The 15,689-nt window shown below is 56.5% G+C and carries 7 protein-coding genes; 5 read left to right on the top strand and 2 right to left on the bottom strand.

Translation table 11 applies throughout. The annotated features are described in order from the left end of the window. Positions 1 to 29: 29 nt before the first annotated feature. Both PMYSY11_RS01110 and desA read right to left on the bottom strand, forming a co-directional pair. Positions 30 to 1,292, bottom strand: a complete 1,263-nt coding sequence (locus PMYSY11_RS01110; protein WP_150548085.1) for an OprD family porin — start codon at positions 1,290 to 1,292, stop codon at positions 30 to 32. 486 nt (positions 1,293 to 1,778) lie between these two features. Next, positions 1,779 to 2,966 (bottom strand): delta-9 fatty acid desaturase DesA, encoded by a 1,188-nt coding sequence (gene desA, locus PMYSY11_RS01105; protein ID WP_090514328.1) that lies wholly within the window; start codon positions 2,964 to 2,966, stop codon positions 1,779 to 1,781. 166 nt (positions 2,967 to 3,132) lie between these two features. Here desA and PMYSY11_RS01100 point away from each other — a divergent pair, with 166 nt between their 5' ends. The 5 genes from PMYSY11_RS01100 (at position 3,133) to PMYSY11_RS01080 (ending at position 15,684) form a co-directional block, all read left to right on the top strand. Beyond that, positions 3,133 to 5,406: a putative bifunctional diguanylate cyclase/phosphodiesterase gene (locus PMYSY11_RS01100; RefSeq protein WP_150548084.1), complete on the top strand. Its 2,274-nt coding sequence runs from the start codon at positions 3,133 to 3,135 to the stop codon at positions 5,404 to 5,406. A gap of 194 nt (positions 5,407 to 5,600) precedes the next feature. Beyond that, the gene (locus tag PMYSY11_RS01095; RefSeq protein WP_239655521.1) at positions 5,601 to 10,760 is read left to right on the top strand and encodes a PAS domain S-box protein; all 5,160 of its coding nucleotides are present in this window, start codon (positions 5,601 to 5,603) and stop codon (positions 10,758 to 10,760) included. Then, a complete protein-coding gene (locus PMYSY11_RS01090; RefSeq protein ID WP_150548082.1) occupies positions 10,760 to 13,675 on the top strand; it encodes a CHASE domain-containing protein in 2,916 nt (971 codons plus the stop codon). Before PMYSY11_RS01095 ends, PMYSY11_RS01090 begins: the two co-directional genes overlap by 1 nt. Then, positions 13,668 to 14,054: a response regulator gene (locus PMYSY11_RS01085; RefSeq protein ID WP_150548081.1), complete on the top strand. Its 387-nt coding sequence runs from the start codon at positions 13,668 to 13,670 to the stop codon at positions 14,052 to 14,054. The genes PMYSY11_RS01090 and PMYSY11_RS01085 overlap by 8 nt, the downstream gene beginning before the upstream one ends. Beyond that, positions 14,047 to 15,684, top strand: a complete 1,638-nt coding sequence (locus tag PMYSY11_RS01080; RefSeq protein ID WP_150548080.1) for a diguanylate cyclase — start codon at positions 14,047 to 14,049, stop codon at positions 15,682 to 15,684. The genes PMYSY11_RS01085 and PMYSY11_RS01080 overlap by 8 nt, the downstream gene beginning before the upstream one ends. Positions 15,685 to 15,689 lie beyond the last annotated feature (5 nt).

The following is a 15,689-nucleotide window of genomic DNA, read 5'->3' as shown; positions in this document are numbered from 1 at the left end:
TGCTGGGTTTTTTGCATCTGATTGCCGGCTTACATCAACGGCAGGGTGTAGCTGACGATCAGACGGTTTTCGTCGATGTCTTTCGCGAAGTTCGAGCGCACAGTCGCGTTGCGCCAGCGCACGCCAAGGTTCTTCAGCGCGCCGTCCTGGAAGATGTACATCAGCTCGGTGTTGCGCTCCCACTCTTTGCCTTCGGCAGCGTTGGCAACGCCAGTATCAACGCTGTCACCGTTGAGGTAACGGGTCATGAACGTCAGACCCGGCACGCCGACAGAGGCGAAGTTGAAGTCGTAACGCGCCTGCCAGGACTTCTCGTCCTTGTTGGCGAAGTCACTGATCTGAACATAGTTGACCAGGAACGGGTCAGTGTTGCCGACGTAGGCAAAGCCGCTGTCGCCAGTCATGCTCTGGTAGCCCAGGCCGAAGCTGTGGCCGCTGAGACCGTAGGTCAACATGATGCCGTACGCATCGTTGTCGATGGTGCTACGTCCGTCATCAGTCGAGTGTGCATAACGCAGATCTGTCTTCAGGCTCTGATTGGCAGCAATCGCCCAGGCGTGAGTCAGGTTGAAAGAGTGCTGTTTGTAGAAGTCTTCCAGATTGGAATAGTAGTAACCGGCAGCCAGTTCTTTGTTGATCGCGTACTTACCGCCAACATAGTCGAACGAGTCGGTGGTGGCGCCGCCCGTGACGGTGATCCCACGGCTCTTGCCGTTGGTGACAGTGATGTCTTCGTAGTCATTCGAGTTGCGGTTGTTCACTTCGCGAATGTGCGCTGCATCGAGGGTCAGGCCGTCGATTTCCTGAGAAACCAACTGACCGCCGCTGAATACCTGAGGCAACAAACGGCCATCGCTCGAAGCAATCGCCTGGTTCTTGTACTGCAGGCTACCGATCTTCAGCACGCTCTTGGAAATCTTGGCTTTACCGGCTACTGCCAGGCCAGAGAAGTTGTCCTGCGAGCCTCCAGACGAGCCATCCGGAACCAGCAAGCCGCTGCCCGCTGTGCCGTCACCCGAATCCAGCTTGAAGCCGAACATGCCGATTGCATCAGCACCAAAGCCTACGGTGCCTTCGGTGTAGCCCGAATCCGCACGCAGGATGAAGCCCTGAGCCCACTCTTCCGACTTCGACTGGCTGGCGCCTTCGTCACGGAAATCGCGGTTGAAATAGAAGTTACGCGCCTCGATCGAGGCTTTGCTGTCTTTAAAAAACTCAGCGTGGGCAGTTTGACTCAAGGCCAGACCCAAGGAGGCCGCAGTAACGGCCAGCGCCAGGGAGGTCTTCTTCATTTATTGTTCTCCAGTAGTAAGGTTTTAATGCCAGACAAAGGACAGCTGGCTTTTACCAGGCACACACGCACTCGCCGCTTCAAAGCCGGTAAAGGCCCGTCGGTAAGTTGCTTGTGAGGTCAGTAAACGGGGTACGGCACTGAGCGCGCGGGCAAGTAGCCAGGCACGTGAAATACGTGAGGACAGCAGTAAGAACAGGCAATAGTCATCGGAAAAATGTCTCTTGATCTTATTGTTTGCCGGCCGCTCGGCGGCTTATTTATGACAAACACATGGCAGATTGCGTGCCAAGACCAGAACTTTCGACAGTTGCTCAATGTTTCTGCGCATTACAACCAGAGCCGGCGTGCTAGAGCGCCGCGAGACGGCTTTGTCATCGGCGGATTCTCGCCTACAAAACAACCCAAACCGGCGAAAATCCGCCAATTCGCGTTTGCCAACGCATAAAAAACCCGGCACGTGGCCGGGTCTTCAACACGCGCTGGATCAGGCAGCCGTTGCCGGACGCAGCGAGTAGGTTTTCAGCTGCTCGGCGAATTCACGCAGCGAATGAATACCGCTGGCTTCTGCATCATGAATCCAATGCTTGATCGCTTCGAGCATGTCGTGGCCGTTGGTGCTGGTTTTGGCCCAGATCATTTGCAGCGCCAGGCGCTTCTCATAGATCACCTTGAGCGCATGGCTGTGCTCGAGCATGCGGTCGATGCGCGCTTGTTGCTGGTCCTTGAGCAAACTTGGCTCACGCGACAACAGGCGCTTGGCGCGGTAGAAGTGGTCACGCACCGACGCATCGGCCTTGGCCAATTCCTGCTTCACCAACGGCCCGATCACCAGCTTGCGGTACTGCGCCATGATCTGGAAACGGTTGTTGAGAATGGCCATCGCGGTGTCCATGTCCATGCTGCCTTTACCCGCGACACGGTGGGCAATTGGCGCGACACGCTGGACTTTGGCCAGCCCGAAGAAGCTCAGCAGCTTGATCCAGGCCCAGCCCATATCGAACTCCCAGCTCTTGACCGAAAGCTTGGCCGAGTTCGGGTAGGTGTGATGGTTGTTATGCAGTTCTTCACCGCCAATCAAAATGCCCCACGGCACCAGATTGGTCGCGGCATCACGGCATTCGAAGTTACGATAACCGACAGCATGACCCAGGCCATTGATAACGCCCGCAGCCCAGACCGGAATCCACATCATCTGCACGGCCCAGACGGTGATACCGATTACGCCGAACAGCGCCAAATCGATAAACCCCATCAGCGCCACACCGCCGAGCGGGAAACGTGAGTAGAGATTGCGCTCGATCCAGTCTTCCGGGCAGTTCTTGCCGTAAATGCGCAGGGTCTCGCTGTTTTGTGCCTCTTCGGCATACAACTCAGCGCCTTTGCGCAAAACTGTACCCAGGCCTTTGATGACCGGACTGTGCGGATCATCTGCTGTTTCACACTTGGCGTGATGTTTGCGATGGATTGCCGTCCACTCGCGGGTGTTTTGCGCAGTGGTCAACCACAGCCAAAACCGGAAGAAGTGCTTGAGCGCCGGATGCAACTCCAGAGCGCGGTGAGCTGAATAGCGATGCAAATAGATAGTGACGCTCACAATGGTGACATGCGTCATTACCAAAGTAGCCGCTACCAACTGCCAGACCGAAAGGTCGAGAATACCGTTGTACCACATGGGCTGTGTGCCTCTTTTGAATAAGTACGCGGCAGAGCCCAAAGCGCTGTCCGCGGTGCATTATCTCTAACCTGCACAATAAAACCAGTTGGTCTTTTGAATCAGGCTGTTACAAAACTAACCATCAGCAAAACCGTCTTTAAATGCCGACAGTGAGCCCGCTGGAATGAGATTGCGCTTTACCCCCACATCAATAACCCTGAGTTACCTGATTTTTGCCAGCGCGTGGGTTCTGATGAGCGACAACCTGCTGGGCAGCCTGCATCTCTCCGCCGGGCACATTGAACTGCTGCAGTCAGCCAAGGGACTGGTTTTCGTATTGCTCAGCAGCCTTTTGCTGGGAGTGATGCTGCACGCTTACAACGCCCAGCACCGCAGAATCCGGCGCACGCTCAGAGGCAGCCAACAACGTCTTAAACTGGCGCTTGAGGCGGCAGAGTTCGGTCACTGGGGCTGGCATCTGGGCAATCAGGAGGCGTTTTTTTCGACGCGCTATTGTCACTTGCTTGGCGTGGACGAACTTACCTCGAACACCTGGATTGAGCGAATCCACCCCGACGACCTGCCCGCATTTCGTCGAGATCTCAGACAAGCGGCAGATCATCAGAACGAAGTGCAATTTCATTCGGCTTACCGCTTGCGCCATGCCGATGGCCAATATCGCTGGATCGAGTCATTCGGCAAATTACTGCATGACGACAATAACCAGCCCGAGCGCCTGATCGGGATTGCCAGTGATGTCACCCAGCGACGCAACGACGAACACATGCTGCGACAAGCCGCAGCCGTATTTGAGGCCACACAAGAAGGCGTACTGGTGACCAATGCGGCCCTTGAGATTGTGCATATCAACCCGACCTTCTCGCGAATCACCGGCTATGACGCCGCCGAAGTGCTCGGCAAAAGCCCGACAGTACTCAAGTCGGGGCGTCATGATGCGGCGTTCTATGAGGCCCTTTGGCAAGACCTTAGCCAGAAAGGCAGCTGGAGTGGAGAGATCTGGAACCGGCGTAAGAGTGGTGAAGTTTATCCACAGTGGCAGAGCATCCGCAGCATCCATGACGCCCATGGCCAGCTAACCCATTACGTAGCGGTTTTTTCGGATATTTCGCTGCTGCATCGCTCGCAAATCGAGCGCGATCATCTGGCCCACTTTGACCCGCTAACCGAGCTGCCCAATCGGTTACTGTTCAGCGAGCGTGTGCAGCATGCGTTGACCCGCGCCAAGCGCCTGCAACGTGGCGGCGCGGTACTGATCGTCAACATCGACCACTTCAAATTGATCAATGAAGGCCTCGGTCACAACACGGGAGACGCCTTGCTCAAAGCGGTCGCTAAACGCTTTCTGGATCAATTGGAAAGCGGCGTCACGCTGGCGCGCCTCGGCAGTGACGAATTCGGCCTGGTGCTTGAAGGCAGTGAATTCGATGGCTTGGCGGTAGATCTGGCAGACAAACTGTTGCGCAGCCTGGATACGCCCTTCGCCCTCGCCGACCAGACGCTGTATATCAACGCCAGCATCGGAATTTATGAGTTTTGCGAAACCAGCTGCCTCGAGCAAGTCATGCGCAATGCCAATTCGGCGTTACACAAAGCCAAAAGCAATGGACGCCAGTGCGTTGCCGTTTACAGCCGCGAATTGACCGACTCGGCGCAACAACGCTTCGAGTTGGCCCACGCACTGCGACATGCCATCCGGAACAACCAACTAGTCGTGCATTACCAACCCCTGCACAGCTTAAATACCGGCCAACTGATCGGCGCCGAGGCGCTGGTGCGCTGGCAGCACCCGGAGCGCGGCTTGTTAGCGCCCGGCGTATTCATCCCGATTGCCGAAGAGACCGGTCTGATCGGCGAAATCGATGCCTGGGTACTGAATCAAGCCAGCCTGCAATTGGCTGAGTGGAGTAATGCAGGCCTTGAGTTACCGCGCATGGCAGTCAATGTGTCGAGCCGCCTGCTTTATCGCCCGGAACTACACACTAAAATTGCCGCATTGCTGGAAAGCACCCGGTTGGACCCTGCACGCCTTGAGCTTGAGGTAACCGAAAGTGCCGTGATGCAGGACCCGGCGCTTGCACAGGAGCATCTGCACAAACTGCGCGCCTTGGGCGTTAATCTGTCGATCGATGATTTCGGTACAGGCTACAGCTCACTGGCGCGGCTAAAAAGGCTGCCAGTGAACAAACTGAAACTTGATCGCAGTTTTGTTCAAGGCCTGCCGCACGACAAAGACGACCAGGCCATCGCCCGCGCGGTTATTGGCCTCGGGCACAGCCTGGGCATGCAGGTTCTGGCCGAGGGAATCGAGCATCTGGAGCAGGCTGAGTTCCTCAAAGCCTGCGGCTGTGACAGTGCGCAAGGCTATTTATTCGGTAGGCCGATGCCGGCACCAGCCTTCGCCGCACAACTGAGCAACCTCAAGCGTGAGCAGACGTGAAGTAATTACAGCGATTGCCCGCGCCACGCCACAAAAAGCACAAACAGCACTGCCCAAAGCGCGCCCGAGCAGGCATGATTCCAGACAAATAAAGCCATTGCCGGACACCAGGCAGGGCTGCTAAAAGTTTGAGAATGCGGCTGCGGCATTGGCATTCGCATTACAGCTCAAACGTGCACTGGGGAAGTTGCAGTATGCGGTCAACCACCACAGAACGTCCCACCACAACCCGGCGCATCGTCGGTCTTGGTAGCCTGGCCCTGGCGTTACTATTCAGTGTGCTTGGCTGGCATGCCCTGCAAGAACGCGAAGCCCTGTGGCAGCTACAGATTGCCAAACAGGGCGAGTTGCAAAAGCTTGCCCTGCAAAGCGCACAAACCGCGCAACAGCAACAGGCACAAATACTCGCGCAAACCATCGCCGCCGACTCATGGGTAACCGAGCTGGTGCGACAGGCCCACTCGCTGCGCCAAGGCGAGTTCAACCAGCGCTACCTCGACAGCATTCGCAACCAGCTCAAGACTCGACTCACCCCACGCTGGCGCGGCATGCAGCAATACCAGCAGTTTCAATTGCTGATATTCCTGGCGCCCCAGGGCGAGATGTTCCTGCAGATTCCAGCGCAGTCTGGTGGCGAGCAGATTACCCATAAACAAATGCTCAGCGATGCACTGACCAGCCAACGCAGCGTGGCCGGCCTTAACCTGACTGAACACCAATTTGCCATCAGCGCCATCACGCCGCTGCATGTGCCGAACCTCAAAGTTGAAACCACGGTCGGCGCCGTCGAAGTGCAACTCGGCTTGCAAGCCAATATCAAGCAACTGGATCAGGAGTTGGATGCCGGCGTGGCCTTGCTCGGTAATCTGCCAGGCACCAGCGGCTCGCCAGAAACACAGTGGAAAATCATCAGCCACTCACGTGATCAGGTTTTGAACTGGCAACAGCGCGCAGCATTGCCAAAACCTTCCGCAGACAACACGTTGAAGCTGCTTGAAGACGATGGCCGCACCTACTTGCTCAATCAGGTACCGCTGTCCGGCTATTCGACCAGCGCTCTCGCTCCGGCGCCCATCAGCGCCTATGCCTTGGTGTGGCGCGACATCAGCGACCTGTATGCACTGCACATCAGTGATAACCAGTGGCTGGTCGGCAAATGGATTTTTGCCTGGCTGGGGGCTGAAGCGCTGTTATTGCTGCTACTTCTGGCAACCCGCAACAGTACCCGCTCAATGATGCTCAGCCACCAGCATGCGCTGCAACAGAAGCACCAGCAAAGCGAGTACTCACGCGAGCTGCTGACCATCATCACCGAAGCACAGTCAGCCTACATCGACACCCAAAACCAAGAAACCGCCTTCACCGAATTGCTGCAACGCATCATCGGCTTGACCAGAAGCCAGGCCGGCATGATTGGCGAAGTCCTCAAGCCTGACCACGGTTCGACGACTTTGCGCACCCTTGCGCGCCACGACAGCCGCTTGGGCGAAACCGAGAACTGCTACTGGCTCAAGGACGCTGAGCATCCACAACAGCGCACGCTGGAGCAACTGCTGGAGCCGGCTATCCGCGGCGGCCAGTTACGCGTTAATCAACCTGAGCAATTGGTGAGCGATGAGCCGCAGGCAATCAGCTCATTGATCAGCCTGCCGATCCAGCATCAGGGTGAGATCATCGGTCTGCTGGGGCTGGTCAACCGCGCTGCGGGCTATTCAAATGAGCTGATCGAGCAGCTACAACCGCTGTTATCGACCCTGGCGCAATTGCTCGCCGCCTTGCAGCGCGACATTCAACGTGAGCATGCCAACCTGCGCATGCAGCGCCAGCAACAAGCCTTGCACGCACTCAATGAAATCGCCGCGTTATCGGGTAATGGTACTCAGCACCAACTGCGCAAAGCCTTGCAACTGGGCGCGAGTTTTTACCGGATGCCACTGGCAATCATCAGCCAGATCGAGGACCAGAACTACACGATAAAGGTGCAGGTTTCGCCCAATAATGAGCTGTACGACGGCCAGCATTTTGCCCTCGGCGAGACCTATTGCAGCCTGACGTTGCAACAAGACAGCGTGCTCGCAATCGAGGCCATGCAGGTGTCTGCTTATGCAACGCATCCCTGCTACGAACTGTTCGCACTGGAAAGCTACATTGGCTCGACTATCTGGGTGAACGGCCAGCGTTACGGCACACTCAACTTCTCCTGCAGCGAGCCACACCCCACTTCATTCGACGAATCCGACCGCGAGTTCATGCGCCTGTTTGCCCGCTGGGTGGGCAGTACGCTGGAGCGCCAGCAGCAGGAGCAAGCCAAACAAACCTTATTGGCGCGACTTGATGAGGCTCAGCAACTGGCCAAGCTGGGGCATTGGGAAGCCGATCTCGAAACCAGAGAGCTGTTCTGGTCGGGCATGATTTACCAAATTCTGGGTATCGCTCCCGGGCAGTACAAACCGAGCATGGACGATGCCTTGGTGCACGTGCATCCGGAAGACCGCGTGCGTGTAGACAAGAGCAACGAGCGGGCGCGTGCGGGCGAACCCGTGGCGATCAGTTACCGGATTATCTGCGCCAATCAGCAAGTGCGCTGGGTGCATTGCACCACCAAGCTACAAGCCAACCCGCAAGGTGAAATGCTCAAACTGACAGGCACCGTGCAAGACATCACTGAGCGGATGGAAACCGAAGCCATCAGCAAAGTTCAAAGCCAAAGACTGGCGAACGTGATCGAAGGCACCCAACTTGGCACCTGGCAGTGGAATGTGCAGACCGGCGAAACCGTCATCAATGAACGCTGGGCGAGTATTCTCGGCTACTCGCTGGATGAGCTTGAGCCGGTAACGATCAACACCTGGCTCAACTTGAATCACCCGGATGATTGCCGCCACGCGCAAGCCTTGCTTGAGCAACATTTCAGCGGGCAAACGGCTTACTACAGCGTGCAATGCAGAATGCTCCACAAGGCGGGTCATTGGGTGTGGGTGCAATCGAGCGGGCGCCTCGAAAGCTCAACCGCCGATGGCCAGCCGTTGATGATGTACGGGACGCATACGGACATCAGCGAGCAAAAGATTCGTGAGCAGGAAACCCAACAAGCCCGCCGCTATTTACAGACCGTACTCGACTCGGCCATTGGTGTTTCAGTCATTGCCACCGACGCCGAGGGTTTGATCACCCTGTTCAACACCGGCGCTGAACGCCTGCTCGGCTATCAGGCTGACGACGTCATCGGCGTGCACACGCCCATGCTGTTTCACCTCAAAAGCGAAATTGACCAACGCGCCCGCGAGCTGAACGCTGAGTCCGGCATTGCTGTCGAGGGCTTTGAGGTGTTGACTCACCTGCCGCGTGCCGGCGAATCCGAAACACGCCAATGGACCTACCAACACAAAAGCGGACAGGCGCTGATCATCAACTTGACGGTCAGCGCAATCACCGATAGCGCCGGGCATGTCACTGGTTTTCTGGGAGTCGGGAGCGATATCAGCGCACTGCATTTCACCACCCATGCCCTGCAAAAAAGCGAGCAGCGCTTTCGCAGCATGGTCGCCAACCTGCCAGGTGTTATTTATCGCTGTGACAACGACGCGCAATGGACGATGCGTTACATCGGTGGCGAAATTGAAACCATCAGCGGCTATCCGGCCAGCGACCTAATCGACAACCATAAGCGTAGTTTTTCCAGCCTGATTCATCCGGATGACATGGAAACAACGCGTAATGCAGTCGAGTCGATCGCCCAGCACAAAGCATTCGAACTGACCTACCGCCTCGTGCATGCCGATGGCCATGCCGTGTGGGTGCGCGAAAAGGGTCGGGGTGAGTACGACAGCGAGGGCAACCTGCTGTGGATCAACGGATTCATCTGGGACATCAGCACCCGCAAGGCGGTAGAAGACGAACTGCAGGTTAGCCAGCAACGCTTCAGCAGTGCATTCAGCACCGCACCGCAAGGCATGGCTCTGGTTTCAATCAGCGGTGAGCTGATCGAGGTGAATGACGAGCTTTGCCGCATTCTTAAGTATGATCGTGAGACCTTGCTCACTACCTCGGTTGCGCAGATTACCCATCCGCAAGACAGAACCAGCGACACACAAAATATTCGCGATTTGCTTGCCGGGCGATCAAACGCCTACCAGATAGAAAAGCGCTATCTCGACAGCCAGGGCAAAACGCTATGGATATTGCTCAGCGTCTCACTGGTGCGCAACAGTCAGGGGCAAGCCTTGCACTTCGTTTCGCAAATCCAGGATTTCACCCAGCGGGTCGCCGACGAAATGGCCATTCGCGAGCGTGAGCATTACTTGCGCACGCTGCTCAACAACGTCGTCGATGCCATTATCACGCTGGACAATCAGGGCATTGTTGAAACCTTCAACCGGGCTGCCGAGTACATTTTCGGCTACAGTCCGGCGGCCATTATCGGCCAACCTTTCAGCACGCTCATGCCGCCTGTACGGGACAACGATGCCCCCACAAAACCAGCGATAGAACTGCTTGCTGAGCTCTCTGAGCTGACCGGAAACACCCGCGAACATATCGGGCTCAAGTGCAGCGGTGAAGTGTTCGTGATGGAAGTTGCAGTATCTGAAATTCACCATCAGGGCGAACGACGGTTGATTGCGGTGATTCGGGATATCAGTGAGCGCAAACGCATCGAACAGATGAAGACCGAGTTCGTCTCGACCGTCAGCCACGAACTGCGCACCCCACTGACGGCCATTGCCGGCTCTTTAGGATTGATTAACGGCGGTGCACTCGGTGAAGTCCCGCAGACTATGCAATCAATGCTGCAAATTGCCGCCGACAACAGCGCGCGCCTGGGCATGCTGATCAACGACTTGCTCGACATGGAAAAACTGGTCGCCGGGAAAATGAGTTTTAACTTTCAGTCCCAGGCGTTGCAGCCACTGATTGAAAAAAGCATTGCGCTCAACCAGCCCTACGCGCAGCAATACAAAGTGCAGCTGGTTCAGGTTGAGCAATGCGCCAATGACTGGGTATCGATAGATGCGCAGCGACTGCTGCAAGTACTGGCTAATCTATTATCGAATGCAGCTAAATTTTCACACCCCGACAGCATTGTCGAAGTTCATGTCACTCAAGCCGAACAATCCGTTCGCGTTGCGGTGCGCGATCACGGCAGCGGAATTCCGCTGGCATTCCAGTCGCGGATCTTCAGTAAATTCTCGCAGGCAGATTCGACCAGCACCCGTCAGAAAGGCGGGACCGGGCTGGGTCTGGCAATCAGCAAGGAACTCATCGAACAAATGAATGGCCGCATCGGTTTCGAGTCAGTCGAAGAACAAGGCAGTACATTCTGGTTTACCTTGCCTCTACAGGAGCGATCAGTGTGATGAGATTATCGGATCGCTTCAGCAGCACTTTTGGCAGGCTGTTCAGTCGTCGCAACATGACGGCCTGGGTCACGCTGATTCTGAGTCTGTGCATCGTGTTCTTCATGGTCTACAAACTCCTGAGCAACCAGCACGAGGCCGCTGAACAGCAGTTCGATCTGCTCACGGAACAACTGAGCAGGCAAATCCACACCCGCATGGTCGACCATGAAAAGATCCTGTTGGCCGCCGCCGGGCTGATGGACGCCAGCAACAAGGTCACCCGCCAGGACTGGAAGCGCTTTACTGATCGCCTGCAACTCAGCGACCGTTATCCGGGCATTCAAGGCGTAGGGTTCAGCCAGATACTGCGCCCTGATGAAATTACCGAGCTGGAAGTCCAAATTCGCAACGAAGGCTTCTCCGATTTTAAGGTTCACCCGCAAGATGAGCGCCAATGGCGCAGCGCGATCATCTACTTGGAACCTTTCAGCGGGCGCAATTTGGCGGCATTTGGCTTCGACATGTTTTCCGAGGCACGGCGCAGCAAGGCCATGCTGGCAGCGGCCACCAGCGGTGAAAGCCGGCTGACGGACCGACTCACTCTGGTTCAGGAAACCGAAGGCAAAGTGCAGGCTGGCCTGCTCATGTATGTCCCGGTGTACCAACACGGCATGCAGATATCTAACCCGCAGGAACGCCTCAAGGCACTGCGCGGATTCGTCTACAGCCCGTACCGCATGAATGACCTGATGACCGGGATTCTCGGCAGCGCGTTGCGATCTCAGGACTTTGAAATTTATGCGGGCGAGCAAGTCGATCCCGAGCGCTTGCTTTTTAACAGCCACGAAAGCTTGCCGCAGCATTCGGAGCCGACCGATCGCAGCTTGCAGTTAGACCTTTACGGGCAGACCTGGACGCTGGTGTTTCATCGTGACCCGGCATTTACCGCAAGTTTTGAGCAGGGCCATAACCTGCTGCTCTGGCTGGGCATTTGTATCAGCCTGCTGTTGTTCTTTCTGGTCAGCAGCCTGAGCCAGCGCGGCGAACAAGCACGCTCAATCGCCAGACAAATGACCGAGCAATTGCGGCAAAAGAAAGAGGCCTTGCGGCGCAGTGAAGAGCGCCTTGAGCTTGCCATAAAAGGCAGTAACGATGGGCTCTGGGACCTTGATCTGGAAACCGACAAACTGTTCGCCTCACCACGCGCCACGGAAATGCTTGGCTACAGCAAAAATGCTCCTGCGCCGGACAACTGGCATGCGCTGATTCACCCGGACAGCCTGCAAAATACATTAGCGGCCATAGAGCAACTGCTTAAGAGCCGCAGAACTCATATCAATGCCGAGTGTCTGCTGTTACACCGCCAGGGATTTTCCGTGCCGGTATTGCTGCGCGGTTATATTTTGCGCAACGAACACGGTGAGGCGACGCGTATCAGTGGCACCAGCATGGACCTGACCGAACGCAAACGGGTTGATCGCATGAAGGTCGAATTCGTCTCGACCGTCAGCCATGAACTGCGCACCCCGCTAACGTCGATTGCCGGTGCACTGGGCCTGGTCAACGGCGGCGCATTGGGCGAAGTGCCTGCCACTATGAAGCAGATGTTAGACATCGCACATCAAAACAGCCTGCGCCTGTCACATCTGATCAACGACCTGCTGGACATGGACAAGCTGGTTGCAGGCAAGATGAACTTCAACCTGCAGAATATCGACCTCAGCAAGCAGATAGATGATGCCATCTCCAGCAATCAGTCGTATGCCGACCAACACGATGTGCGGCTAAGCAAACAAACCTGTGAGCCAATCGCGGTGCGTGCCGACGAAATGCGCGTGCAGCAAGTGCTGGCCAACTTCTTGTCCAACGCCATCAAGTTCTCGCCCGCAGGCAGTCAGGTGGACGTGAGCTGTGAACGCCGGGATCAGCGGATGCGCATCAGCGTGACTGACTCGGGTTGCGGTATCGACCCTAAATTTCATGAACAGATATTCCAGAAATTTTCCCAGGCCGACTCCACCGATAGCCGCCAGAAAGGCGGCACCGGGCTGGGTCTGGCGATAAGCAAAGAGTTGGTTGAGCGCATGCACGGCAGTATCGGCTTCGACTCGATACCGGGCGCTGGGTCTACGTTCTGGTGTGAACTGCCAATCGCTCAGGCTTTTAGAGAGGATGATCAAGACTCTGATCAGCACACGCCGCTGTTGCTGGTGGTAGAAGACGAGCCGGACATTGCCTTGTTGCTCGAGCAGATGCTCACCTCAGCCCAGTACAACGTGCGCATTGCGAGCAGCCTGGAAGAAGCCCGCGAACTGCTGCGCACGCATAAATTTGATGCACTCACCCTGGACTTGCGCCTGCCCGATGGTAGCGGCCTCGAACTGCTGCGCGAGTTGCGTCAGTGCGCCGCCACGCAAGCGTTGCCAGTGGTCGTGGTCACGGCAACCGAGCATCAGGGTCAACTCGATTTCGGCCTCAGCTTCGAGGCGATTGACTGGCTCGGCAAACCGATTGATCAGCAACACCTGTTAAACAGCCTCAGCCACGCCTTGCGCAGCATGCCCAGCCGGCCACGAGTATTACACGTGGAAGATGACGCTGATTTGCGGGCCGTGGTGGCTGAGCAAGGTCGCGATTTGGCCGAATTCTATTTTGCCGGCAGCCTGGCGCAGGCCCGCAAATCTTTGGCCAGAGAGCATTTCGATATGGTCCTGCTAGATATTTCGTTACCTGATGGCAGCGGTCTTGAGTTGCTTGATGAACTGCATGCTCAGTATCCTCAACTGCCCGTGGTGGTGCTCTCTGCAAACGAATTACCGGCGGCACGCCTGGGCCAGGTACATAGCGTGCTGGCCAAATCGCGTACCGACTCCAATCACTTCCTCGGCTTGCTTTCGCGCCTGCTGACCGCCAAAGAGAATCAAGATGTCTGAACTACGCCGTATTCTCCATGTAGAAGATGACCCCTCTATTCAGGCGGTGGCCAAGGTCGCGCTGGAGGCCGTTGGCGGCTTCACCGTGCTTACGTGCGCAAGCGGCCAGGACGCGCTGGACCAGATACAGGGTTTTGCCCCCGACTTTATTCTGCTGGATGTCATGATGCCCGACATGGATGGCCCGCAGACTCTGAAGAATCTGCGCTCCATTGTCGATCTCTCGCAGGTTGCCGTGGCCTTCATGACCGCCAAGGTTCAGCCGGATGAAATCGAGTACTACCGCACGTTGGGTGCGTTGGATGTAATTATCAAACCTTTCGACCCCATGCAGTTGGCAGCGCAAGTTCGCCGTATTTGGAGTCAGGCTTATGGATGAGAAAACCCCGCCGCTCAGCGAGTTGCAGCAACACCTGCAACTATTGAGCGCTAAATTTTCCGAGCGTTTGAAACACGAACTGCCCGAACTCAGAGGCATGGCCCAAACGCTGCGCAATACGCAGGATCCCGAAGATCGCAAACAACTGCTGACTCGCGTGCGTGAACAGCTGCACAAGCTTTCCGGCAGTGCCGGCACGTTCGGCTTCGGCACGCTCGGCAAGCAAGCCCGCGAACTGGAGTTACAGGCTGTCGAATGGCTGGAGCATCTGGTCAAACAGGAACAGGGCCATAGCGCCTTCCTCGACCGGCTTGAAGAAATGACCCAGCAGAACTTCGTCATGGAGCTCAATGCGGCCAGTGGGCAAACCGTCACGGCAGTGAGCCAGGCGGCGCTTGATCAGCGGCGCATTTATATCCTTGAACATGAAGTGGAGCTGGGCGAGAACCTGCGTCAAACGCTGAACAATTTCGGCTATATCGCCAGCCACTATGCCAGTGTCGAAGCGCTGGATGAGGCAATCCGGGAGCACATGCCCGATGCCTTGATTATTGAGTCACAGGAATTGGAATACGCCGCAAAACTGCAGGCTCAACGCAACGACGCCCTGTCGCTGCTGGTAGTTGCACCGCAAGACGACTTCAGCACGCAACTGCAGGCAGTGCGCGCCGGGGCAATGGGTTTCTTCTGCAAGCCGCTGAATTTCTCCCAACTGGAAAACCGCCTTGAGCGTTGCTTTGCACAGCAACAAGGCGACCCCTACCGCGTATTGATTGTCGATGACGACCTTGAACTGGCTGCGCGCTACAGCCTGGTTCTGCGCGGCGCAAACATGCAGGTAGAGATCATCAATGACCCGGCGATGATCTTCGCCCACATGCGCGACTTCAATCCGGAAGTGGTGCTGCTCGACGTCAACATGCCAACCTGCAAAGGCCCCGAGCTGGCGCAAATTATTCGCTTCAATGACGACTGGCTGCGCATACCGATCATCTATCTGTCCGCCGAAACCGACATCGTCCGGCAGATGAGCGCGCTGCTCAAAGCCGGTGATGACTTCGTCACCAAACCGATCTCGGATAACGCCCTGATTGCCACAGTGTTTGCCCGTGCCCAGCGCGCACGCCTGCTGAGTAATGCCCTGTCGCGCGACAGCCTGACCGGTTTGCTCAAACATGCCGATATCAAGGATCAGCTCGCGGTAGAACTAGAGCGCACTCAGCGTAAGTCTTCGATTGCCAGCGTGGTGATGCTCGACATCGATCACTTCAAACAGGTTAACGATAACCATGGCCACAGCGCCGGTGACAACGTCATCCGCTCGCTCGCCAACCTGCTGCGCCAACGCCTGCGCCGCGTTGACTGCCTCGGTCGTTACGGTGGCGAAGAGTTTCTGGCGGTATTACCCGACTGCGACGCTGAACAAGCGCTGCGCGTTCTCGACGAGATCCGCCAACGCTTCTCCGAACTGTGTTTTCTGAGTAAAGACGGCCAGTTTTCAGTCACGCTGAGCGCAGGCATTGCCATGACGCGCAGCGCCGACACGGCCGGCGAGTTACTTGAGCGCGCTGACAGAGCCCTGTATGCGGCAAAGCATAACGGCCGCAATCAGGTTCAACTCGGCGGCTGACCCAA

It is taken from the genome of Pseudomonas marincola, assembly GCF_900682675.2.
Lineage (GTDB): Bacteria > Pseudomonadota > Gammaproteobacteria > Pseudomonadales > Pseudomonadaceae > Aquipseudomonas > Aquipseudomonas marincola.
This window is presented reverse-complemented; position numbering and strand designations above follow the sequence as displayed.

Coding starts and splice junctions, on each gene's coding strand:
- PMYSY11_RS01110 (WP_150548085.1), bottom strand. CDS start 1,292: ATGAAGAAGACCTCCCTGGCGCTGGCCGTTACTGCGGCCTCCTTGGGT.
- desA (WP_090514328.1), bottom strand. CDS start 2,966: ATGTGGTACAACGGTATTCTCGACCTTTCGGTCTGGCAGTTGGTAGCG.
- PMYSY11_RS01100 (WP_150548084.1), top strand. CDS start 3,133: ATGAGATTGCGCTTTACCCCCACATCAATAACCCTGAGTTACCTGATT.
- PMYSY11_RS01095 (WP_239655521.1), top strand. CDS start 5,601: ATGCGGTCAACCACCACAGAACGTCCCACCACAACCCGGCGCATCGTC.
- PMYSY11_RS01090 (WP_150548082.1), top strand. CDS start 10,760: ATGAGATTATCGGATCGCTTCAGCAGCACTTTTGGCAGGCTGTTCAGT.
- PMYSY11_RS01085 (WP_150548081.1), top strand. CDS start 13,668: ATGTCTGAACTACGCCGTATTCTCCATGTAGAAGATGACCCCTCTATT.
- PMYSY11_RS01080 (WP_150548080.1), top strand. CDS start 14,047: ATGGATGAGAAAACCCCGCCGCTCAGCGAGTTGCAGCAACACCTGCAA.